Consider the following 22,267-nt stretch of genomic DNA (forward strand, 5'->3'; position numbering starts at 1 on the left):
CCGTGCCACAGCAGGAGGATTTCCCACCGTGCGTAAAGTTCTGATCGCCAACCGCGGCGAGATCGCCGTGCGCGTCGCCCGCGCCTGCCGCGACGCCGGACTGGCCAGCGTCGCCGTCTACGCCGAGCCCGACCTGGACGCGCTGCACGTCAAACTCGCCGACGAAGCCCACTCCCTCGGTGGTTCGACCCCCGCCGACTCCTACCTCGACATCGCCAAGCTCCTGGCCGTGGCCGCCGAGACCGGCGCGGACGCCGTCCACCCCGGGTACGGGTTCCTGGCCGAGAACGCCGAGTTCGCCCAGGCGGTCATCGACGCCGGACTGACCTGGATCGGCCCGCCCCCGTCGGCGATCACCGCCCTGGGCGACAAGGTCCAGGCCCGCCACATCGCGCAGAAGGTCGGCGCCCCGCTCGTGGCCGGCACCCCCGACCCGGTCTCGGGAGCCGAGGAGGTCGTGGCCTTCGCCGAGGAGCACGGCCTGCCCATCGCGATCAAGGCCGCGTTCGGCGGCGGCGGGCGCGGTCTGAAGGTCGCCCACACCCTGGACGAGGTGGCCGACGCCTACGAGTCCGCCGTCCGCGAGGCGGTCACCGCGTTCGGGCGCGGCGAGTGCTTCGTGGAGCGCTACCTGGACAAGCCGCGCCACGTGGAGACCCAGTGCCTGGCCGACTCCCACGGCAACGTCGTGGTGGTCTCCACCCGTGACTGCTCGCTCCAGCGCCGCCACCAGAAGCTGGTGGAGGAGGCCCCGGCGCCGTTCCTGTCCGAGGACCAGATGGAGCGGCTGTACGGCGCCTCCAAGGCCATCCTCAGGGAAGCCGGGTACGTGGGCGCCGGGACGTGCGAGTTCCTCGTCGGCGTCGACGGGACCATCTCGTTCCTGGAGGTCAACACCCGCCTGCAGGTGGAGCACCCGGTCACCGAGGAGGTCACCGGCATCGACCTGGTGCGGGAGATGTTCCGGGTGGCCGACGGCGAGGAGCTGGGGTACGGCGACCCGGAGATCCGCGGCCATTCCTTCGAGTTCCGGATCAACGCCGAGGACGCCGGGCGGGGCTTCATGCCCGCCCCTGGGACGATCACCGAGCTGTCGCTGCCGGGCGGCCCTGGCGTGCGCGTGGACACCGGGTGCGAGGCCGGGTTCACCGTGCCGCAGGCGTTCGACTCGATGGTCGCCAAGCTCATCGTGACGGGGCGGACCCGGCAGGAGGCGCTGGCGCGCTCGAAGCGGGCGCTGGCGGAGTTCACGGTCGGCGGGATGCCCACGGTGATCCCGTTCCACCAGGCGGTGGTGGCCGACCCCGCGTTCGCACCGGCCGACCCGGAGCGGCCGTTCGGGGTGTACACGCGGTGGATCGAGACGGAGTTCGACAACCGGATCGAGCCGTGGGCGGGCGAGCCGGGCACGGCGGCGGCCGTCGAGCGCGAGACGGTGACCGTGGAGGTCGGCGGCAAGCGGATCGACGTGGTGCTGCCCGCCGGTCTGGGCTCGGCCGCGGCGGCGGGCCCGGGTGCGGCCGCCGGGAAGAGGAAGCGGTCGGCACGCCGCGGCGGCGGTCCGGCCGCGGCCGGCGGGGACGCGCTGGTGTCGCCGATGCAGGGCACAGTGGTCAAGCTCGTGGCCGAGGAGGGCCAGGCGGTCGCCGAGGGCGACCCGGTGGTGGTCATCGAGGCGATGAAGATGGAGCAGCCGCTGAACGCGCACAAGGCCGGGACGGTGACCGGGCTGACGCTCGCCGCGGGTGAGACCGTGGCCAACGGCGCGGTGGTCTGCGAGATCAAGGACGCGTAGGTCGCGCCGCCGGCACAGCAGGGGGAGGTACCGGGGGATCGGTGCCTCCCCTCCACGTGTGTCGTGTCCCTACCTGTCGAACGACAGTCTCGTGAGATCGATGTCCAGCGGACAGGGGACAGCTACCTTCAGTCGTTCTCGGTAGACACCGGTGTTCGTGTACTGCTTGTTGACTGGATCGAGCTCGTAGACGTACACGACCGGACCACCTTCCTCCTTGTCCACCAGCCAGAAGTGGGGAATTCCGTCGTCCGCGTAGAGTTCGGGCCTGCGTTCACGATCCCTCACCCCGGACTCAGGGGAGACCACCTCCACCGCCAGAAGCACGTCTTCCGCCGCGACCCAGGTTCCGTCCTCGTCTTCCGCGGCTTCGGCACGAACCAGTGTGAGATCAGGCTCAGGTCGCTGCCGCTCTCCGAGCACGGCGGTCATCTCACGCTCTACCTCCAGGGTCTCCGGAGCCTGCATCAGCAGCTGCACCTCCAGGCGCCGGAGCATGCGCATATGAAAGCGTTTCCGGGGGCTCACCAGCACCAGGCTTCCGTCGATGAGTTCGGTATGCGGCGGAAGATCCGGGATTCGGTCGAGGTCGTCGGCGGTGAACCCGTCCTGCGGGGGCATGGGAAGGGTCACCCTGTCGAACTCGGAGACCGGGCGCTTGGCCGCGGTTGGAACGGACATGTCGTCGCCTCCGGTCGTCGGATCGTTCTCATCACCCGCGGTAGCCGTATCCGTCACCCCGTAACGGTGTTTTCCTGAATCATCTCACCCAGACCCAGCGTCCGGCGTGATCCTCGCCGCACTCCCGCCACCCGCCCCCGCGGCGGAGCCCCCTGGGCTCGGGCGATCCGGACGGAACCACACAAAATTCATCCCATGACATGTATGGAATAAGTAAGGCGTAGGGGTTATTGTCCTTGATCGTGACGAACATCTGGGGACTGACGCGACGGTGGCACATCGACCTGTGCCGCCGCGGCTGTCAGGCGTGTAGCTAGGCTCACGCGCGCCCGTCGAGGCGCGCGCCGCACACCCGCCCCGTGTGTCACCCCCTACCGGTGACACCCCCTCCCTCGCCCCGTAGCCGGACCCGGCGGCGCCGACCGTGCCGCCGCGCGTCCTCGGCTGTCATCGCCACCCTTCTGGAGCCACCTCCGTGTCCTCGCAGAGTGCCACCGCACGTTCGCGAAATCCGTTCGCACGCGTCCCCTTCTCCGTCCAGGTCCTCGCCGGTCTGGTCCTCGGCCTCGCCCTCGGCGTCGTCGCCCTCCAGCTCGGCACCACGGCCGACGGCGGCCCGAACTGGCTCGCCACCACCCTGGACACCGTCGGCTCGATCTTCGTGACGCTCCTGCGCACGATCGTCCCGCCGCTGATCGTCCTGGCCGTCATCTCCTCGATCGCCAACCTGCGCAACGTCACCAACGCGGCCCGCCTCGCCGGGCAGACCCTGCTCTGGTTCGCGATCACCGCGCTGGTCGCCGTCGCGATCGGCATCACGCTCGGGCTGGTCTTCCGGCCCGGCCTGAACAGCGGTGTGGACGCGTCGACGGCCGCGGAGCCCACCACCCACGGCTCCTGGATCGCGTTCATCGAGAGCATCGTCCCGTCCAACTTCCTCGGCCTGGCCGCGAGCACCTCGCAGGCCGACGACGGCTCGCTGAGCACGTCGCTGTCGTTCAACGCCCTCCAGCTCATCGTGATCGCCGTGGTCCTCGGCATCGCGGCCGTGAAGGTCGGCAAGTCCGCCGAGCCGTTCATCAACTTCACCGCCTCCGCCCTGGACGTGGTGCTCAAGGCCCTGTGGTGGGTCATCCGGCTCGCCCCGATCGGCACCGTCGGCCTCCTGGGCAACGCGGTCTACAGCTACGGCTGGACCACCATCGGCGCGCTCGGCAAGTTCACGGCGGCGATCTACGTCGGCCTGGTGCTGGTGGTGTTCGTCGTCTACCCGGTGCTGGCCCGCCTGCACGGCCTGTCTCCGGTCAAGTACCTCACGGGTGTCTGGCCCGCCGTGCAGCTCGGCTTCGTCTCCCGCTCGTCGATGGGCACCCTGCCCGTCACCCAGCGGGTCGCCGAGCAGAACCTCGGCGTTCCGCGCCACTACTCCGCGTTCGCCGTCCCGTTCGGCGCCACCACCAAGATGGACGGCTGCGCCGCGATCTACCCGGCGATCTCGGCGATCTTCGTCGCCCAGTTCTTCGGGATCGACCTGGGCGTCACCGACTACCTGCTCATCGTGTTCGTCTCGGTGATCGGCTCGGCCGCGACCGCTGGAACCACCGGCGCGACCGTGATGCTCACCCTGACCCTGTCCACGGTGGGCCTGCCCCTGGAGGGCGTCGGCCTGCTCCTCGCGGTCGACCCGATCCTGGACATGGGCCGCACCGCCACCAACGTGGCCGGTCAGGCGTTCGTCCCGGCGATCGTCGCCAAGCGCGAGGGCATCCTCGACGTCGCGCGCTACCACGCCCCGCGCGGCTCCAGCGGTTTCGTGCCGCTGGACGAGGCGCCCGCCCAGCCCCTCGACGGGAAGGGCGGGGACGGGGCCGCGGAGGCCGCCGAGCGGGAGGCCGAGCCCGCCGCCAAGGCCTGACCCCCGCACGCACCGCGGCCCGCCGGAACGTCTCCGGCGGGCCGCGCGGCGTTGTGGGGACACGGACACGGTGAGACGGTGGACACCGCGGGAACTGAGCGGACACCCCGTTCGTCCCAGCTAGTGACGGAGGCGAGAGGAACGACATGCTGCGCCGCTTGGTAACACCCACAGTCCTGACCGCCGGACTCGCGGCGGCGGTCGTGACCGCCTCGGCGATGCCCGCCGCGGCCGACACCGCACCCGAACTCCCCGACACCCAGGACATCGTCGACGAGCTGGAGGGTGACGGCGTCTTCATCGACCCGAGCATCGACCAGATCCCCGCGGCCGACGAGGCCGCCCTGGAGGCGGCCGCGGCCGGGTCCGACGTGCCCGTGTACTACGTGATCCTCCCGACGGGGGCCGCCGGTTCCAACTCCGGTGTGGACGCCGTCATGGAGCCCGTGATGGCCGAGGTCGGCGACGGAGCCTACGGCATCCTGGCCGGGTCCGACGCCTTCCTGGTCACGTCCCCGAACATCGAGGACACCGAGGCGATCCGGGAGATCGCGCTCTCCGAGGGCGCGGGGAACCAGATCGACACGCTCACGGCCGTGCCCGACGCCGCCGAGAGCGTGGAGTCCGGCGCCGCGTCCGGCGGCGGCGGGGGTTCGGCCCTCGTCCTGCTCGCCCTCCTGGTGCTCGTCGTCGCGGCGGGCGGCTGGTTCGTCTACAACAGCCGCAGGAAGCGTGCGGCCGAGAAGGCCAAGCAGCTCGCCGAGATCCGGCAGATGGCCACCGAGGACGTCGTCCGGCTCGGCGAGGACGTGGCCCGCCTGGAGATCGACCTCACCGCGGTCGACGACGCCACCCGCGCCGACTACACGCGCGCGATCGACTCCTACGACCAGGCCAAGTCCCTGCTCGACACCATCTCCGAGCCCGACCAGGTGCGCATGGTCACCAGCGCCCTGGAGGACGGCCGCTACTACATGAGCGCGACCCGGGCGCGGATGAGCGGGGCGCCGGTGCCCGAGCGGCGCGGCCCCTGCTTCTTCAACCCGCAGCACGGCCCGTCCTCCGAGGACGTCATGTGGGCCCCGCCCGGCGGCTCGCCCCGGTCGGTCACCGCCTGTCCCGCGTGCGCGCAGGCCGTGCGGACCGGTGGGCAGCCGGACGTGCGCCTGGTCGAGGTCAACGGCGAGCGCCGCCCGTACTACGACGCGGGCCCGGCCTACTCGCCCTACGCCGGCGGCTACTTCGGCATGGACATGATGATGGGCATGTTCACCGGCATGATGATGGGCTCCATGATGGGGTCGATGCTGGGCGGCGGCATGATGGGCGCCGGGGACATGGGCGACGCCGGGGACCTCGGCGGCGGCGACTTCGGCGGTGGCGACTTCGGAGGGGACTTCGGGGGCGGAGGCGACTTCGGCGGCTTCGACTTCTGAGGTCCGCGCCCCCCGACGGGCGCTGAGACGCCGACGGCCCCGGGCACGTGCCCGGGGCCGTCGGCGTCTCGTGCGGGTGGCCGGCGCGACGACGCCGTCAGGCCGCGGAGCGCGCGTGCAGCTCCTCGACCCACCGGCACACCGTGTCGGCGGTCTGGGCCGGTCCGGTCCCGGTCGTGTCCACGAGGGTCAGCGGCGGGGCGAGGCGGGGCCCCTCCCCCGCCACCCACGCGGCGAAGTCGAGGGTCTCCTCGATCCGCTCCTCGTCCCACTCCCGCCAGGCGGGTCGGGCGCGCAGCCGGTCGGCGAGCACGTCGGGGTCGCAGGTCAGCGCCAGGTAGTGGACGGCGGAGAACAGCGCGCGCTCGGGGAGGGGCTCGAACTCCGGGGGTACCACGGTCCCGCAGAGCACGACCGGGCGCCCGTTCTGCTGCACCATGGCCGCGGTGCGCAGCCAGGTGGAGCGGAAGAGGCGGTGGTGCTCGGCGGGGTCACGCAGACCGCCCACCCACAGCAGGTCCTGTTCGAGCACGACGAAGCGGTCGCTGAGCCGTTCGAGCAGCATCCCGGCGATGGTGGACTTCCCGGTGCCGCTCGGACCCGACACGCAGTACAGCGGCAGGCGTGTGAACGGCCGGGTCTGGCCGCAGGAGGCACACCGCAGCACGGACGCGCCCGCGCTGGTGTCCGGGGTCTCGTCCAGCTCTCCGCACCGCGTGCAGATCAGCGGATGCACGCGCGGCTCAGTCGAACAGCTCTTCCAGGAAGCTCTTCCTGCGGCCGCGGTAGGGCTTGGGAGAGTCCCGGTAGCCGCCGTAGCCGCGCGGCGAGTCGCGGTAACCGCCGTACCCGCGCGGGGAGTCGGGGTAGCCGCCCTGGTGGTACCCGGGCGGCGGGGCCTGGGGGTAGGAGCGCGGCGGGGCCTGCTGGTAACCGGGCTGGGGCGCGCTCGGGTCCGGCGGAGGCGGCGCCGAATAGTGGCGCTGCTCGGCCGCGATGATGCTCTCCAGCTCACCCCGGTCCAGGAAGATGCCCTGGCAGACGTCACACCGGTCGATGTGGACGCCCTGTCGGTCGTAGGTACGCATGGGGCTCTGGCACTTGGGACAGATCACACCCCAGACACTACCGCCTCCACCGTGAGATCGGCGTAAACGGGGCGATTTCCCTGTTCGGGGCTCCCGGGGGCCGCCGTCGGCGTTCTTGGCCCGACGCCCGGCGCGCCCCCGTCCGTTCCCGGACCCGCGGGTTCCTACTCCGGCGAGGCGAGCATGAGCGACCGCGCCGCCTCGGTGACACTGCCCGACAGCGACGGGTACACCGCGAAGGTGTGCGCGAGGTCGTCGACAGTCAGGCGCTGCTGGACGGCGACCGACACCGCCAGGATGAGTTCGCTGGCGCGCGGGCCGACGATGACTCCGCCGAGCACGATGCCGGTGTGCTGGCGGCAGATCAGCTTGACGAAGCCCTCCTTGACCTCGTTCATCTTGGCGCGCGGGTTGGTGTTGAGCGGGAGCGTCACCGACCGGCCGTCGATGCGCCCGCTGCGCACGTCGTCCTCGCTGGCGCCGACCGCCGCGAGCTCCGGGTGGGTGAACACGGTGGAGGCGACCGTGGACAGCTTGAGCGGGGCGACGGCCTCGCCGAGCGCGTGCCACATGGCGATCCGGCCCTGCATGGCGGCGACGGAGGCCAGCATGTTGACGCCGGTGCAGTCGCCCGCCGCGTACACGCCCGGGACGGTGGTGCGGGAGACCCGGTCGACCTCGACGAAGCCGCCCTGCCCCAGCCGCACACCGGCCTCCTCCAGGCCGAGCCCCTCGGTGTTGGGGATCATGCCGACCGTCATCAGGCAGTGGCTCCCGTCGACCGTCCGGCCGTCGGTGAGGGTGACCCTGACGCCGTCGGCGGTGCGCACCACCGACTCGGCGCGGGTCTGGCTGAGGACCGTCATGCCGCGCCGCATGAACACGTCCTCCAGGACCTCGGCCGCGTCGGCGTCCTGGGTGGGCATGACGTGCTCGCGCGAGGAGACGAGGGTGACGTCCGAACCGAGGGACTGGTAGGCGCTGGCGAACTCGGCGCCGGTGACGCCCGAGCCAACGACGATGAGCTTCTCGGGGAGTTCGTCGAGGTCGTACAGGTGCCGCCAGGTGAGGATGCGCTCGCCGTCGGGTTTGGCGCTGGGCAGCTCGCGGGGGTGGGCTCCGGTGGCGATGAGGATGACGTCGGCGCGGATCCGCAGGTCGCCGACGGCCACGATGTGCGGGTCGACCAGACGGGCCTCGCCGAGCATGACCTCCACGCCCTCCTTGACCAGGCGGGCGCGGGTGTCGTCGGACTGGGCGCGGGCGAGGGCCTTGATCCGGGGGTTGATGCGGGCGGGGTCGACCTCCACCTCGGCCTTGCCGTCGTGGATCTCGGGGACGTTGATGCCGAGGGCGTCCGCCTCGCGTACGTAGGTGGTCCGCGTGGAGGTGGCGATCAGGCTCTTGGAGGGCACGCAGTCGGTGAGGACGCAGGCGCCGCCGACGCCGTCGCGTTCCACCACGGTCACGTCCGCGCCGAGCTGTGCCGCGACCAGCGCCGCCTCATAACCCCCGGGTCCGCCACCGATGATCACGACCTTCGTCACGCTGCTTCACTCCCTCTTCGGTTGGACCGCCGCGCCCGTTCCCGGTCCGGAGCGAAAATCGGGCATGGCAGGGCACCACCAGGTTTTTCGCTTGTTCCCATTGTCGTCCATGCCGACCGGAGGAAACCGCAGGCACCCCCGGCTCCCGGGGCCGGGACCGCTCCGTGGCCCTCCTCACGACCCGTACGCCGCCCCGCAGACGCCGAGAATGGGACGAACACCACTTCACCCGCAGGAAACGCCCACTGTGAGGGGTGGCTCGGGGCGCTCCCGGCGTCACCGTGCGTCCCCGTCGCCCCTCGTCCGCAAGCACCACCGCCCCTCCCATTCCACCCGGTGGACACACTGCGTTGCGTTCCGGAACAATCCGACTACACAGCGGTAGCATCCGACTTGTGAGCGAAACAGAGCAGGCGTCCCAGACGACGGACGAAGCCAAGGACCTCGCGGCCGAGGCGGCACGGGAGCTGTTGTCCCGAGCTGGCGCCGACAGCTTCGACGCCCTGGTGGTGCTCGGTTCCGGCTGGGCGGGTGCGGTCGACACGCTCGGCGCCTCCGACATCGAGTTCGACGTCACCGAACTGCCCGGCTTCGTCACCCCCGCGGCCAAGGGACACTCCAGCAAGGTCCGGAGCATGTGGGTGGGCGACAAGCGGGTGATCGTGTTCATGGGACGCGTCCACGAGTACGAGACGCACGACCCCATGCGCGCCACGCACGCCGTCCGAACCGGCCTGTCCGCCGGTGCGGGGCTCGCCGTCCTCACCGGGTCCGCCGGGTCGCTGCGAGCCGACTTCGCGCCGGGCCTGCCCGTGGTGGTGCGCGACCACATCAACCTGACCGCGCGCTCACCGCTGGCCGGGGCGAGGTTCGTCGACCTGTCGAACGCCTACAGCCAGCGGCTGCGGGAGATCATCCACGACGTCGACCCGTCGCTGGCGGAGGGCGTGTACGTCTCCACGGTCGGCCCCCAGCTCCAGACCCCCGCAGAACTGGGCCTGCTCCGCCAGGCGGGGGCTGACGTGGTGGGTCGGTCGATCGCCCTGGAGACCATCGCCGCCGTGGAGATGGGGGCGGAGGTGCTGGGTCTGGCGATCATCACCAACGACGCGGTGGGCTCGGTGCTGGAGCGCTTCGAGTCCGACCAGGCCCTGGAGATCGTCAGACACCGGGCCCGGAGACTGGGGGAACTGCTGCACCGGGTCCTCGACCGGGCCTGACCCCGGCCTCCGAGCGATCCCGGACACGCGATGAGCCCGGCCCCCGTACACGACCGCGCCGAAGGCGTCCGCACGTGGGAAACGCCGCGGCCGAAGGCCGTCCCCTGAGGGCGGTGGAGGGCCACGGCAGGGTGGACCGTCTCCGGCGAAGCCGCCCCCGATGAAGGTGGGCGACGGGTGGGCCGGGCTCGCTTCGCGTCAGGGTCGGACGGACTCCGGTGTCGCGCGGAATCCCCGCAGATCCCGTTGGACTCGCGACGTGCCGGGGCACCTCCTGACTCGCGCTCCGGGAAAGCCGTCGGACCGGCGGGCCGGGCCCGCGGGGTCGTGTGGCTGGGGCGCCTCCGGCCGCACCGGGCGAGGCCGGTACCGGCGTGGCGAGCGTACACCCCGAGGCCTGGGGTGGACGGTACCGGCCGTGGTGCGGCCGGAGGCGGTGCTTCCCCGGTGTCCGTTCGCGCGGAATCCCCGCAGATCCCGTTGGACTCGCGAACCGGGCACCTTCCCTTTATTCAGTTGGACCGCGCGCGACGCCCAGGGGGAGGAACCGAGCGGATGACCATCCGCGCGAAGCCCGTCCGCTCGGCGCGCTCTCCCTTAGGCATGCCTTACCTAACCAGAAGCGGGAGGCGGCGTCAACCCCGTGCCGCGAGAAAGGGACCCGGCCCCCGCGCGACGCGGGGACCGGGTCCCACCAGGAGACACCGCGAGCGGCGACGCTCGGGGCCGGGCGCTCAGGCCAGCACCAGCACTCCCGCGAAGTACACCGCCGTCACCGCGAGGACGACGATCACCTCGACCGGCACCATCGTCTGCGGCGTGTCCTCGGCGCCCAGCGCCGCCGGGCCCGCCTCGCCGACGTCCCGGATCGGCCCGCTCAGCGGGCGCGCCTTGTACCGTTCGGCGTCCCGGCGCAGCTGCCGTGCGACCACGTCGACCGGGCGCTGCCGGGCGGGGTCGGTGTCGTCGTCGGCGTCCGCCAGCCCCGAGTCGCGGCGCAGGTTCTCGCGGACCCTGGCGCGCTTCGTCTCGCGCAACGGCCACGACCGCACGACCCCGCCCGGCGTGTGCACGCGCAGCACGTCGGTGACGTCCACCCAGACCACCGCGGACCACGGCACGAAGGTCTCGCGCAGCGGGTTGACCATCCGCAGCCCGCGCCCGGTGGAGACCACGCGGGGACGCAGCCACACCAGGTAGACGCCGGCCACGCTCGCCACCAGCACCGCGGAGGCCACCCACGCCGAGCGGCCCTCGCCGCGCAGCAGCACGTCGAGCAGCAACAGGACGGCGATGGCGACCCACACCAGCGCCAGGACCCGCGAGGAGGTCGAGGCGTGGGTGGTGGACTGGGGCCGGTCCATCAGACCGCCGCCCACTTCAGCTGGGCGAACCCCGGCTTGATGACGCCGTTGATCAGGGCCAGGCGCTCGTCGAAGGGCAGGAACGCCGACTTCATCGCGTTGACCGTGAACCACTCCAGGTCGTCCCAGCCGTAGGAGAAGGCCTCGGAGAGCTTGGCGAACTCCTCCGACAGCGTCACGCCGCTCTGGAGCCGGTTGTCGGTGTTCACGGTGACCCGGAACCGCAGGTCGTGCAGGAGCCGGATGGGGTGCGCGGCGATGGACTCGGCCGCCGCGGTCTGGACGTTCGAGCTCGGGCACATCTCCAGCGGCACGCGCTTGTCCCGCACGTACTGGGCGAGGCGGCCGAGGCGCGGCACGCCGTTCTCGTTCACGGTGATGTCGTCGACGATGCGCACGCCGTGGCCCAGGCGGTCGCACCCGCACCACTGGAGGGCCTCCCAGATGGACGGGAGCCCGAACGCCTCGCCCGCGTGGATGGTGAAGTGGAAGTTCTCGCGGCGCAGGTACTCGAACGCGTCCAGGTGACGCGTGGGCGGGTTGCCCGCCTCGGCGCCCGCGATGTCGAAGCCGGACACACCGGCGTCCCGGTAGCGCACGGCCAGCTCGGCGATCTCCGAGGAGCGCGCGGCGTGCCGCATCGCGGTGACCAGCTGCCCGGTGCGGATGCTGCGCCCCTGGTCGGCGGCGCGCTTCTCACCCAGTTCCAGCCCTTCCTGGACGGCCTCCACGACCTCCTCCAGGGTGAGTCCCGCCGACAGGTGCTGCTCGGGGGCGTAGCGCTGCTCGGCGTAGACCACGCCGTCGGCGGCCAGGTCCTCCGCCGCCTCGGCCGCCACCCGCACGAGCGCGTCGCGCGTCTGCATCACGGCGGTCGTGTGCGCGAAGGTCTCCAGGTAACGCTCCAGCGACCCGGAGTCGGAAGCCTCGCGGAACCACACGCCCAGCTCGCCGGGGTCGTAGGTGGGCAGACCGGTGTAGCCGACCTCCCGCGCCAGTTCGACGACGGTGGACGGGCGCAGGCCGCCGTCGAGGTGGTCGTGCAGCAGGACCTTCGGCGCCCGCCGGATCTGCTCAACTGTGAGTGGGTGGTTCATACTCCTCAGAATGCCACCCGGGCGGCACGCGGCCGTCCACGCCGACGCCAAGTTTCCGAGAATCCGGCAGATCCGCCCGCGGGGTCCGGGGGCGAAAGCTCAGGCCAGGGCCTCGTCGTCGACGCGATCCCCCGTGCGGGCGGCGTTCCACAGCGCGGTCAGCGCCGTGGTGACCATGAACCGGGTCCCCACGCCGATGGCGCGCTCGTCGACGTCGAAGGTGCCCCGGTGCAGGTCCAGCATGGGGCCGTCCCAGTCCGGGGAGTGGGTGCCCAGGCGGGCCAGCGCGCCGGGGACGTGCTCCAGGTACCAGGCGAAGTCCTCCCCGCCCAGGCTCTGCGGCGTGCTGGCGACCGCGTCCGAGCCGAGCGAGAGACCGACCGCCTCGCGCATCATCTCCACGCTCTCCGCCTCGTTGATCGTGGGCGGGACGCCGCGGCGGTAGGTGACCTCCGCCTCCGCGCCGTAGGCGGAGGCGACCGACTCGACCAGCCCCTTGACGATGTCCGGGGCGGAGTGCCAGGCCTCGTCGTCCAGGCAGCGGACGGTGCCCTCGGCGACGGCGTCGTCGGGGATGACGTTGGGCGCGGCCCCCGCGCTGATCCGGCCCCAGACCAGGCTGAATCCGGCACGCGGGTCGACCAGGCGGGACAGCGCGGCGGGCAGCTCGGTGACCACCTTGCCCATGGCGTAGACGAGGTCGGAGGTCAGGTGCGGCCGGGCGGTGTGGCCGCCCGGCCCGGACAGGCGGACCATCAGCTGGTCGCAGGCGGCGGTGATGCCGCCCACGCGCAGCCCGACCTTGCCGACCATGAGGCGGGGGTCGCAGTGCAGGGCGAAGATCCGGTCCACACCCTTCATCGCCCCGTCGTTGACCACCTCGAGCGCGCCGCCGGGCAGCTCCTCGGCGGGTTGGAAGATCAGCCGCACCCGACCGGGCAGGGCGCCCATCCGGTCCTGCTGGGCGAGGAAGACCGCGGACGCCAGCAGGACCGTGGTGTGCACGTCGTGCCCGCAGGCGTGTGCGGCGCCCGGGACCGTCGAGCGGTAGGGGACCCCCGCCTTCTCGTCGGTGAGCGGGAGGGCGTCGATGTCGGCCCTGAGCGCGACCAGGGGACCCGGCCCGGAACCGATGTCGCACACCAGCCCCGTGCCCTGGGCGAGGACGCGCGGACGCAGACCCACCTCGCGCAGCCGCTCCGCGATCCGCCCGGTCGTGCGGTGTTCGGCGAAGGCGAGTTCGGGGTGCATGTGCAGGTCCCGGCGGAATCCGGTGAACTCCCGCTCATGGCGCGCCAGAAAAGCGGTCAACTGTTCCGGCAGGTCACGTCCCTGCATGCGAGGGTCCCCTCTTCATCGCGTGTCAGCGCACGCCGGCTCCGTCGCTGACACTGACCTCTGCGCGGGTGAGGCCGCCCCGGAGCTCGGCGGCGAGCATGTCCACGACGTCGTCGAGCGAACCGCCCTCGGCGACGACCGCGCGCTGCCGTTCGTAGGAGGCACCCTTGTCCAGGATCTCGGAGACCAGGTCCAGGTCCTCGGCGCAGCCCAGACGGGCCGCGACCGGACGCAACTCGCGGACCAACTCGTAGAGGTCGTCCCGGATCGGCACCGTGGTTCCGTGCACGTCCGTGATCACACGAGCGTCCAGTCCGTAGCGGGTGGCCCGCCACTTGTTGTCGCTCACCAGCCAGGACGGCGGGTTGGGCAGCCCGTATCCCCGATCGAGCTGGTGATCGAACAGCTCGACCAGGCTCTGGCAGAGCGCGGCGGCCATTCCCACCTCGCGCAGGGTGGGTATCCCGTCGAACATCCGGATCTCGATGGTGCCGAAATCCGGGTGCGGCCGGATGTCCCACCACACTTCCTTGATAGAGGCGATGGTACCCGCCCGCAGAAGCGTTTCGAGGTATTCCTCGAAAGCAGTCCAACCCGACAGGTTCGGCGGCGGCCCCGACGTGGGAAGGGCGCCGAAGACCACCGACCTCGCGGACGCCAGACCCGTGTCATGCCCACTCCAAAATGGGCTGGAAGCACTCAAAGCCAGAAAATGCGGGAGGAACTTCGCAAGTGCGTTCACCATGGGAATGGCCTTCTCCTGGCTGCGCACCCCCACGTGGACGTGGACCCCGCAGGTGAGGATGCGCCGGGCGAGCCACTGCATCTGCTCGACCAGCTCGCCGTAGCGCTCCCCGGGGCTGAGCGACTGGTCCCGCCAGTCGTCGATCGGGTGGGTTCCGGAGCAGGTCAGAGTGGTTCCGCGCGGTTCGAGGACGTCACGCATCCGCTCGATGTTGCCGGTGAGGTCGCGCTTGGCCTCGTCGACCGTCTCGCAGATTCCGGTGACGACCTCGACCTGTGACTGCATCAGTTCGTGCCGAAGCGGGGGGACGTCGGCGCCCGCACTGAGGTCGGGCAGCTCGGACAGGAGTTCCTGCGCCTCCTGCCTCAGGTGACGCGTGCTCCGATCGACGAGTTGGAGTTCCCACTCCACTCCGAGCGTCGCGCGTTCGGACGACTTGAATGCGATTCCCATCTGCCCTCCGAGGGGGGTGTCGCCAGCGGTCTCACGGCCGGCGGTCGGTGCGCCCCGATGAATCGGTCAACCGGGACAGGGGAGGACTACCCTGTCGACACCCCGCGCATACGGGACGAGGACGCACAGTGAGGTAATTTCCTCGTGCGTGAACCGCCGTCATTCCCGACCGGAATGACGGCGGCGGAGCGCCCACGCGGCGGCCCCGGCCGCACCGGCTGCGCCGACCAGGGACAACACCGCCGCCAACGCCCGCTGGGCGGCGCGGCGCTCCCGCCCGATCCCCCGCCGGGCGCGCGGGGCGCGGGCGGGCCGGGACCAGTCCAGCCCGTTCTCCTCCGGCAGCGGCAGGGTGCCCGTGTACGGCGGCGGCATGGGCAGCCAGGTCGCCGTCCACGCCGCGCTGAACATGACCAGGCGCATCACCAGGTTGATCCACACCAGGAGCCCCACCAACACCGCGAACGACGCGTACACCGGGTTGGCCAGCGTCCCGGCGAGCAGGATCGCGGCGGCCGCCTTGAGGATCTCGAAGCCCACCGCCCCGATCAGCGCGCCGCGCCACATCGCCCGGGTCGGCCGCCCGCTCCCCGAGAGCAGCGCGAAGACCAGCAGGAAGATCAGCGAGTTGGCCCCCACCGCGATCGCCACGGCGAGCGCGCGCAGGGACAGGTGGGCGAGCACCGAGCCGTCCAGCCCGACCCAGGACAGCAGCCAGGTCGTGGCGGCCTGCGCGACGCTGGTGAAGGAGACCGTGAACAGCAGGGCCGTCCCCAGCCCGAGCATGACCGCCAGATCGCCCGTCTTGCGCAGCAGGTAGCCGGGGCCGTCCTTGACGTTCTTGAGCCAGATCGAGTGCAGCGCCTGGCGCAGCTCGGAGACCGAGTTCAGTCCCGCGTAGAGCAGGCCGAGCACGCCGATCACACCCGCGCCCACGCGCGCGCTGGCCACCTGGTCCATCGGCAGTTGGTCGGACAGGCCGGGCAGGACCTCGTCCAGCGCCTTTTCGAGGTAGGCGGTGAGCTCCGGCCCTCCCGCCGCGACGACGAAGCCGAACGCCGCGAAGGCGAGCGCGATCAGCGGGAAGAAGGACAGGAAGGTGAAGTACGTCACGGCGCCCGCGAGCAGGCTCCCGTTCCGGTCGGCGTAGCGCTCGTAGGCGCGGACCAGGTGGTCGACGCCCGGCCGTCGGCGCCGCAGCCCCCAGTAGGCGTCCATGGCCAGGTTCCGGTAGTGACGGGACGTGTCCTTGGCCCGGTCCAGGGCTGCGGGCATGGCTCCCCCTCCGCGCCGGTCGTGGACCGTCACCGTAACGAGCGGCGCGGAGAGGGGGAACCCGACGCGCGGTCCCCGGGTGGGGGCAGACTTGGAGGCAATCGTGCGACGGGGGAGAAAGGTGGACCGGTGGGGGGCTTGGGGGCTCGGTGGCGTGCCGTGTTGGGCCTGCGTCCGGCGGGACCGCGGGGAGACTGGCCGTCGTCGGCCCCGGACGCCGACGCGCTGGCGGAGGCCTTCACCCGACGGTACGGGGTGCCCGCCGGGGGCGTCTGGCGCGCGCCGGGCCGGGTGGCGCTCATGGGCGAGCACACGACCGCCAGCGGCGGCGCCGCCCTGTACGCGGCGCTGCCCTGGGGTGTGACCGCCGCCGCGGGACTCACGTCGGACGGCGGCGTGCACGCGGCCACGGCGCACGGAGCCCTGAGGCCCCGGGAGCCCGCCGCGCGGGCGGTGGACGAGGCGGTCGGCGAGGCGCGCCGGAGCGGCCTTCTCCGGGCCGATCAGGGGCTCCGGGTGCTCCTGGAGTCCGATCTGCCCGCGCACGCCTCCCTGGGCCGCACGGCCGCCGTCGGGGCGGCCGTCGCGCTCGCGCTCGCCGACCTCGCCGGAGGGCCGCCGCCTGAGGGCTCCACGGCGGACCGGCGCGCGGTGCTCACGGCGCGACCGGGGCACGCGGTCCGGGTGAACCAGCGGACGCTGCGCACCCGGGTCCTGCCGTTCGACCTGGCCGCCGAGGGGCTGCGGCTGCTGGTCGTCGACACCGGGGCGCTCCCCCGCCGCGACCCCAGGCGCGTGCACACCGCCGCGATCGAGGCCGCGCAGGAGGTCCTCGGCCCGCTCCGCTCCGTGGGCGACCTGCGCGCCGCGCTGGCGGAACTGCCGGACCGGAGGCAGCGCGACCGGGTGGAGTTCGAGGGCACGGAGGCGCACCGGCTCAACGCGGCGGTCGGGCTGCTGCGCGCGGGCCGCGCCGGCGAGGTCGGCCCGATCCTGAGCGCCTCGCACCTGTCCCTGCGCGGGTTCGGCCTGCCCTCGCCCGACGTCGAACTCGCCGCGGAGACCGCCTCCCGCGCCGGCGCGCGCGGCGTGCGGCTGTCCGGCTGGGCGGGGACCGTGGTGGCGCTCGCCGCCGAAGAGCGGGTGGAGCGGATCGGCACGGCCCTGACCAGGGAATTCACCGACCGGAGCCGGGTCCCTCCGCGCGTGCGCGCCGCGCTCCCCTCGGCGGGCGCCCACCGCCTGCGCTGACCGTGCTCCACGACCGCCGCTGGGGGCCGCCGAGGGCGCCCCGACGGATCCGGAGTGAACCCCGCTACAGTTTCCGCGATCACACAGACGACGGACAGGCGCAGTCGACCTGCGGGCGTGGAGCGGATAAGGCGGTTCGATGGCAGACCCACGGAACCGGGACGGGTCCGGCCCGACCGGTGAACACGACAGTCCAGGCGTGTTCCGACGCGCGGGCGACCCCGGCAAGCCGGACGAGTTCGAGCGGTTGTACCGCCAGCGCGAGTCGGAGCAGCGGTCGTTGGGCGGGGCCAGGCGCGTCCCGACCGCCGAGGAGGCGCCGCCCCGGCGACGCGCGCCCGAGCCGCGGTCCTCGCGGCAGCGCCGCACGCACGGGGCCGCGCGCGAGTACGACGGCACCGGAAGGGCCCGCCGGGCCAAGGAGCGGCGCGGGAACCGGGTCCGCAACATCGCGCTGACGGTCGTGGCGGTCCTGCTCGTCGTCCTGATCGTGCCCCCGGCCGCCGTCTACCTGTGGGCGGACGGGCGGCTGACCCGCGTCGACGCCCTGGGCGACTACGAGGACAGGCCGGAGGAGCAGCCGGGGACGACGTACATGATCGTCGGCTCCGACAGCCGGGACGGCCTGAGCGACGAGGAGATGGACGAGCTGGCCACCGGGTACGCCGAGGGCCGCCGGACCGACTCGATCATGGTGCTCTACATCCCCGACGACGGGGAGCCCACCATCGTCAGCGTCCCGCGCGACTCCTATGTGCCGATGGCCATTCCGGGCTTCGCCGACAACAAGATCAACACGGCCTTCGCGGACGCGGTGTGCGGCACGAACGAGGCGGGCGAGGAGGTCTGCGGCGGCCCCGGTCCCCTGGTGGAGACCTTCGAGCGCGCCTCGGGCGTGCGCGTCGACCACTACGTCGAGATCGGCATGGGCGGGTTCGTCGACCTGGTGGACGCGGTCGGCGGGGTGGAGCTGTGCCCGGAGGAGGCGATGGAGGACCCCAAGGCGGGTCTGGACATCGAGGCGGGCTGCCAGCTGATGGACGGCGGCACGGCCCTGGGCTACGTGCGGACCCGCGCCACGCCGCGCGCCGACCTGGACCGGATCCAGCGGCAGCGGGAGTTCTTCTCGGTGCTGGTCGAGACGGCGTCCGCGCCGTCGACCATGTTCAACCCGTTCCGCGCGCTCCCGCTGGTGGCGGCGGGCACGGACACGTTCATGGTCGACGAGGACGTCCACCTGCGGCACCTGGTGACGATGATGCTGGCGATGCGGGGCGGCACCCAGACCACGGCGGTCCCGGTGGGCGAGACCCCGACGCTGGAGGGTGTCGGCTCCGTGGTGCTGTGGGACGAGGTCCGCTCGGAGGAGATGTTCGCGGCCATGCGGGCCGGCGAGCCGATCCCCGAGAGCGCCATGCAGGACTGAGCCCCGGCCGAGCCCGCGAGGACGCAGGAGCGCGAGGGGCGTACGGGGATCTGCAAGACGAGACGAGCCGCGAGCGAGGAACGAGCGACAGGCGAAGTCGAGGATGAAGATTCCCGTTCTCCACGCCCCGAGCCCCGGCCGAGCCCGCGAGGACGCGTCAGCAAGGCGAAGGGCCCGCCGCACGAGGCGACGGGCCCTTCTTCGTGACGTTCCGTACTGTGCGCGCCTACCCCCCAGCGGGCGCACGGCCGGTACGTCGGTTCGTGGTGGCTCAGAGGGGTTGACACCCTCTCTGGCCTGCCGGTTCTCACCGGCGCTCCTCCACAATAGGTCAAAGTTCGCGAAAGGTGTAAATCCTGCTCGCGTGGCCTATGTCGCACCCTGCGGCCACCCGCCCCGTGCGACCCCTCCATCCTCGCATCCGACGGCTCCGGATGTGCGCCGAACACGGAGAACTCCCCGGGAAACTTCGTCCTCCCGAGTGGCCAAACCGCCCGCCCACAGCGCGATCGGGACGTTCGGGGCAGCCTCGTACGACGACGCCCGGGCGCCCCCGTGTGGGGACGCCCGGGCGTGGCCAAGGTCTCACCCGGGACCACCGCGCCGGGCCGCGCCTCTCACCCGGATCGCCCAGGCGAGGCGGAGGCCCGACGCGGGGACGGGCTCAGGCCAGGCGCTTGGCCAGGTTCTCGTCCAGGGCGGCGAGGAACTGCTCGGTGGTGAGCCACTCCTGGTCGCCGCCGACCAGCAGCGCGAGGTCCTTGGTCATCTGGCCGCCCTCGACGGTGTTGATGACGACGTCCTCGAGCGTGCTGGCGAACTCCGCCAGCTTCGGGGTGTTGTCCAGCTTGGCCCGGTGCTCCAGACCGCGGGTCCACGCGAAGATGGAGGCGATCGGGTTGGTCGAGGTGGGCTTGCCCTGCTGGTGCTGGCGGTAGTGGCGGGTGACCGTGCCGTGCGCGGCCTCGGCCTCGACGGTGCGGCCGTCGGCGGTGCGCAGGACCGAGGTCATCAGGCCCAGCGAACCGAAGCCCTGCGCGACGGTGTCGGACTGCACGTCACCGTCGTAGTTCTTGCACGCCCAGACGTAGCCGCCCTCCCACTTGAGCGCGGCGGCGACCATGTCGTCGATCAGGCGGTGCTCGTAGGTGAGACCGGCGGCCTCGAACCGCTCCTTGAACTCCGTGTCGTAGATCTCCTGGAACACGTCCTTGAACATGCCGTCGTAGGCCTTGAGGATCGTGTTCTTGGTGGACATGTAGACCGGGTAGTCGCGGTCCAGGCCGTAGTTCAGGCTCGCGCGCGCGAAGTCCTCGATGGACCTGCGGAAGTTGTACATCCCCATGGCGACGCCGCCGCCTTCGGGGAAGTCGGCGACCTCGAACTCGACCGGCTCGCCGCCGTCGGCCGGGGTGTAGGTCATGGTCACCGAGCCGGGGCCGGGAACCTTGAAGTCGGTGGCCTTGTACTGGTCACCGTGGGCGTGGCGGCCGATGATGACCGGCTTGGTCCAACCGGGGACGAGCCGGGGGACGTTCTCGCAGATGATCGGCTCGCGGAAGACGACGCCGCCGAGGATGTTGCGGATGGTGCCGTTGGGCGACCGCCACATCTTCTTCAGGCCGAACTCCTCGACCCGGGCCTCGTCCGGGGTGATGGTCGCGCACTTGACGCCGACGCCGTACTTCTTGATGGCGTTGGCGGAGTCGACGGTGACCTGGTCGTCGGTGCGGTCGCGCTCCTCGATGCCGAGGTCGTAGTACTTCAGGTCGATGTCGAGGTAGGGAAGGATCAGGCGGTCCTTGATGAAGGACCAGATGATCCGGGTCATCTCGTCGCCGTCGAGCTCGACTACGGGGTTCTCGACCTTGATCTTGGCCATGGCTGTGTGGCTGTCCCTTCAGTCTGTGCCACCGCCTCACGCGGCCGGCGCGGTGCTGGTTCGTGGCCGTGACCGCACCGCACGCTCGGCAATCCCCTGATCCCGCCCGGTGTCCGTGCTGACCGGGAAGGCGGCGGCTTGTCGGTGTCGGGGTATCTCGACATCAAGCTTATTCCACGGTCAGTCCGAGAGTTGCGGCGCCACCCATGCCAGCACGATGAGCAGGACGGCGAGGCCGACACACGTGACGAGGTCGATCCAGCGGCGCCGGACGGCCAGCAGGCCGATCCAGTCCCCGGGCAGGACCGACCGGAAGGCCGCGGCCAGCAGCAACGCTCCGGCGATGATCGCGGGGCCCCGTTTGAAGTGGGCGGCGGCCACGACCACGATCCCGGCGACCAGGGCCGAGAGCACGAGCGCGTAGGGCACCTGGGCCAGCCAGAAGGGGACCTCGGGGCGGGCCTGGGCCTCCGGTTCGGCCCCGGGGGCCGCGTGCCCGTCGTCACGGCCGCCGTCGGACGGGCCCCGCGAGGCGTGCTCCCCGTCGCCGGGGGTCTCCTCCGCCCGGCCGCCCTGGTCCGTGTCCGCCAACTCCACCCGCCCCGTCATGTCCACCGCGCATCCGACCCGTTCCGACATCCTCCGGCCGCCGCGCGGCTCGTCCACGTGCTCGTCCCTGGCCCAGACCGGCCACACCGCACCCGCCGACGTGTCCGAAACGGCACACGCCGCCACGAGGCCGCACCGACCTGGTGGCGAGCAGGGGTCCGCCGGGGGCCAGCGCCGCCCGAACGGTCGAGACGCCGCCCATTGTAGTGATCGGAGTCGCCAGGACCCCAGCGCTCACGGAATCGGTCGGGCCCTGCTCCCGAGGGCCCGACGTCCGTTACCCACTTCCGGTTCGGTCACACAGGCGTGTATCCGCGCCGTATCCGCCTAACTCCGGAGTAAGCGCGTAGAACGCGTACCACCCGGGTAATCCAACCTGAGACGAGTGCAACGGTGAGCGAGGACAAGCCCCCATGAAGCCCACTCAACGCGCAGACCGACCGACCACTCGACAGCCGCCGCTCCCCCGCCGTCACCCGCACCCCCACCGGCCGCGCCACACCACCAGCCCGGGAGGAGTCACCGTGGACGGGCCCTACCTCCGGGTCGAAGAGACCGGGGACATCCGCCAGCTCACCGGCGAGGTCACCACCGTCGGACGCGGCGCGGGCGCCGACGTCCGGCTCGACGATCCGAGCGTCTCCCTGCTCCACGCCGAACTCGTCCGCCGCGGGCCCTACGTGTACGTCGTCGACCTGGGGCTGTCCCGCAACGGCACCCGCGTCAACGGCCGCCCCATCGCCCGGCGGGTGCTGGAGGAGGACGACGTGGTGACCTTCGGCACCGCGCGCTGCCGTGTGGGCGGGCTCCCCCACGAACAGATCAGCCCCGACATCGAACTCCGGCGCGGCGCCGCGCCCGAGCTGACCCGGCGCGAACTCGACGTGCTCACCGCCCTGTGCCAGCCCGCGCTGTCGGAGGAGGCCTTCGTGGCCCCGGCCACGGCCCGCGACATCGCCGAGGCCCTGGTCGTGACCGAGGCCGCGGTCAAACAGCACCTGCTGCGGCTCTACCAGAAGTTCCGCATCCCCGAGGGCCAGAACCGCCGGACCCGCCTCGCCAACGAGGTCGTGGCGCTCGGCCTGGTGCGCCCGATGCCGACCACCGGTTCGTCCCGCCGGGCCAGCTGACTCCGGACCGCGCCG

General features: G+C 71.9%; 18 protein-coding genes. 7 read left to right on the top strand and 11 right to left on the bottom strand.

Features of this window, described 5'->3' with window-relative positions:
* The first annotated feature begins 28 nt into the window (after positions 1 to 28).
* Complete coding sequence (locus tag ACIBFB_RS02290) at positions 29 to 1,795, top strand: acetyl/propionyl/methylcrotonyl-CoA carboxylase subunit alpha (RefSeq protein ID WP_397225245.1); 1,767 nt, start codon at positions 29 to 31, stop codon at positions 1,793 to 1,795.
* A gap of 69 nt (positions 1,796 to 1,864) precedes the next feature.
* On the opposite strand, the gene ACIBFB_RS02295 is transcribed toward ACIBFB_RS02290, so the two are convergent.
* Complete coding sequence (locus ACIBFB_RS02295; RefSeq protein WP_397225440.1) at positions 1,865 to 2,476, bottom strand: Uma2 family endonuclease; 612 nt, start codon at positions 2,474 to 2,476, stop codon at positions 1,865 to 1,867.
* Between the two features lie 475 nt (positions 2,477 to 2,951).
* Between ACIBFB_RS02295 and ACIBFB_RS02300 the strand changes: the two genes are divergently transcribed.
* Positions 2,952 to 4,391 carry a dicarboxylate/amino acid:cation symporter gene (locus ACIBFB_RS02300; RefSeq protein ID WP_397225247.1) on the top strand — a complete coding sequence of 480 codons (1,440 nt, stop codon included), beginning with the start codon at positions 2,952 to 2,954 and terminating at the stop codon, positions 4,389 to 4,391.
* Positions 4,392 to 4,537: 146 nt separating this feature from the next.
* The gene (locus ACIBFB_RS02305) at positions 4,538 to 5,827 is read left to right on the top strand and encodes a chemotaxis protein CheA (protein ID WP_397225249.1); all 1,290 of its coding nucleotides are present in this window, start codon (positions 4,538 to 4,540) and stop codon (positions 5,825 to 5,827) included.
* A gap of 97 nt (positions 5,828 to 5,924) precedes the next feature.
* Here the strand turns inward: ACIBFB_RS02305 and ACIBFB_RS02310 are convergent, their stop codons facing one another.
* From ACIBFB_RS02310 to ACIBFB_RS02320, 3 genes are all read right to left on the bottom strand, one after another.
* Entirely contained in the window at positions 5,925 to 6,563 is a 639-nt protein-coding gene (locus tag ACIBFB_RS02310; protein ID WP_397225251.1) for an AAA family ATPase, read from the bottom strand.
* A gap of 7 nt (positions 6,564 to 6,570) precedes the next feature.
* Positions 6,571 to 6,942: a zf-TFIIB domain-containing protein gene (locus tag ACIBFB_RS02315; protein ID WP_397225253.1), complete on the bottom strand. Its 372-nt coding sequence runs from the start codon at positions 6,940 to 6,942 to the stop codon at positions 6,571 to 6,573.
* A gap of 137 nt (positions 6,943 to 7,079) precedes the next feature.
* Entirely contained in the window at positions 7,080 to 8,462 is a 1,383-nt protein-coding gene (locus ACIBFB_RS02320; RefSeq protein ID WP_397225255.1) for an NAD(P)H-quinone dehydrogenase, read from the bottom strand.
* A gap of 395 nt (positions 8,463 to 8,857) precedes the next feature.
* Here ACIBFB_RS02320 and ACIBFB_RS02325 point away from each other — a divergent pair, with 395 nt between their 5' ends.
* Positions 8,858 to 9,682 carry a purine-nucleoside phosphorylase gene (locus ACIBFB_RS02325; RefSeq protein ID WP_397225257.1) on the top strand — a complete coding sequence of 275 codons (825 nt, stop codon included), beginning with the start codon at positions 8,858 to 8,860 and terminating at the stop codon, positions 9,680 to 9,682.
* 734 nt (positions 9,683 to 10,416) lie between these two features.
* Here the strand turns inward: ACIBFB_RS02325 and ACIBFB_RS02330 are convergent.
* The 5 genes from ACIBFB_RS02330 to ACIBFB_RS02350 form a co-directional block, all read right to left on the bottom strand.
* The gene (locus ACIBFB_RS02330) at positions 10,417 to 11,046 is read right to left on the bottom strand and encodes a PH domain-containing protein (RefSeq protein ID WP_397225259.1); all 630 of its coding nucleotides are present in this window, start codon (positions 11,044 to 11,046) and stop codon (positions 10,417 to 10,419) included.
* Positions 11,046 to 12,143, bottom strand: coding sequence for an adenosine deaminase (locus tag ACIBFB_RS02335; RefSeq protein ID WP_397225261.1), 1,098 nt, complete (start codon positions 12,141 to 12,143; stop codon positions 11,046 to 11,048). The genes ACIBFB_RS02330 and ACIBFB_RS02335 overlap by 1 nt, the downstream gene beginning before the upstream one ends.
* Before the next feature lie 99 nt (positions 12,144 to 12,242).
* Positions 12,243 to 13,481: a M20 family metallopeptidase gene (locus ACIBFB_RS02340; RefSeq protein ID WP_397225263.1), complete on the bottom strand. Its 1,239-nt coding sequence runs from the start codon at positions 13,479 to 13,481 to the stop codon at positions 12,243 to 12,245.
* A gap of 25 nt (positions 13,482 to 13,506) precedes the next feature.
* Positions 13,507 to 14,679, bottom strand: a complete 1,173-nt coding sequence (locus ACIBFB_RS02345) for a glutamate--cysteine ligase (RefSeq protein WP_397225265.1) — start codon at positions 14,677 to 14,679, stop codon at positions 13,507 to 13,509.
* Positions 14,680 to 14,838: 159 nt separating this feature from the next.
* Complete coding sequence (locus ACIBFB_RS02350; RefSeq protein WP_397225267.1) at positions 14,839 to 15,954, bottom strand: YihY/virulence factor BrkB family protein; 1,116 nt, start codon at positions 15,952 to 15,954, stop codon at positions 14,839 to 14,841.
* Between the two features lie 129 nt (positions 15,955 to 16,083).
* Here ACIBFB_RS02350 and ACIBFB_RS02355 point away from each other — a divergent pair, with 129 nt between their 5' ends.
* Together ACIBFB_RS02355 and ACIBFB_RS02360 are read left to right on the top strand one after the other, a co-directional pair.
* Positions 16,084 to 17,205, top strand: a complete 1,122-nt coding sequence (locus ACIBFB_RS02355) for a galactokinase family protein (RefSeq protein ID WP_397225269.1) — start codon at positions 16,084 to 16,086, stop codon at positions 17,203 to 17,205.
* 139 nt (positions 17,206 to 17,344) lie between these two features.
* The gene (locus ACIBFB_RS02360) at positions 17,345 to 18,631 is read left to right on the top strand and encodes an LCP family protein (protein WP_397225271.1); all 1,287 of its coding nucleotides are present in this window, start codon (positions 17,345 to 17,347) and stop codon (positions 18,629 to 18,631) included.
* A 664-nt stretch (positions 18,632 to 19,295) separates the two neighbouring features.
* Here the strand turns inward: ACIBFB_RS02360 and ACIBFB_RS02365 are convergent.
* Positions 19,296 to 20,513, bottom strand: coding sequence for an NADP-dependent isocitrate dehydrogenase (locus tag ACIBFB_RS02365; protein WP_397225273.1), 1,218 nt, complete (start codon positions 20,511 to 20,513; stop codon positions 19,296 to 19,298).
* A 180-nt stretch (positions 20,514 to 20,693) separates the two neighbouring features.
* Complete coding sequence (locus ACIBFB_RS02370) at positions 20,694 to 21,128, bottom strand: DUF3017 domain-containing protein (protein ID WP_397225442.1); 435 nt, start codon at positions 21,126 to 21,128, stop codon at positions 20,694 to 20,696.
* A 518-nt stretch (positions 21,129 to 21,646) separates the two neighbouring features.
* On the opposite strand from ACIBFB_RS02370, the gene ACIBFB_RS02375 reads away from it, so the two are divergent.
* Positions 21,647 to 22,252: an FHA domain-containing protein gene (locus ACIBFB_RS02375; protein ID WP_358561475.1), complete on the top strand. Its 606-nt coding sequence runs from the start codon at positions 21,647 to 21,649 to the stop codon at positions 22,250 to 22,252.
* The last annotated feature ends 15 nt before the right edge of the window (positions 22,253 to 22,267 follow it).

Source organism: Nocardiopsis sp. NPDC050513 (genome assembly GCF_044457925.1).
Classification (GTDB): Bacteria; Actinomycetota; Actinomycetes; order Streptosporangiales; family Streptosporangiaceae; genus Nocardiopsis.